At 64.4% G+C, this 542-nt stretch carries 1 protein-coding gene; it reads right to left on the bottom strand.

Annotated elements, in window-relative coordinates; genetic code table 11:
• Positions 1–542, bottom strand: a 542-nt coding sequence (locus AC1DH9_RS30690) for an immunoglobulin-like domain-containing protein (protein WP_477809522.1), incomplete at both ends; no start/stop codon positions are given.

The following is a 542-nucleotide window of genomic DNA, read 5'->3' as shown; positions in this document are numbered from 1 at the left end:
TTTGTAGACGTCGTTGGCCGGGGTATCGACCACCACCGAGCCGCAGGTCTTGCCGGCTTCGATGTTGATGACGGCGCCGTTGGACAGGGTCACGCTCATCGCGGTGCCGGCCGGRTTGCTCAGCGTCGCGGTGTAGGTGATCTGGCCGCCTTCGGTAATGGTGTTGTCGGCGGTGAGCGTCAGGCCGGTGTTGTCGATCGAATCGGTGATCGTGGTGACCGCCGGCGTCGTGCTCGGGGTCAACTGTTCGAAGTTGCCGCCGGTGGTGCTTTCGATGGTAGTGCTGACGGTGCTGCCGTTTTTGTAGACGTCGTTGGCCGGGGTGTCGACCACCACCGAGCCGCTGGTTTTGCCGGCCTCGATGTTGATCACCGCGCCATTGCTGAGCGTCACGGTCATCGGCGTGCCGGCCGGATTGGTCAGGGTCGCGGTGTAGGTGATCTGGCCGCCTTCGGTGACCGAACCGGTYGCTGCCAGGGACAGCCCGGTGTTGTCGATCGAATCGGTGATCGTGGTGACCGCCGGGGTGGTGCTCGGGGTGT

Source organism: Pseudomonas sp. 05T35 (assembly GCF_056396605.1).
The sequence above is the reverse complement of the archived record's forward strand: the minus strand, read 5'-3'. Positions and strand labels throughout refer to the sequence as shown.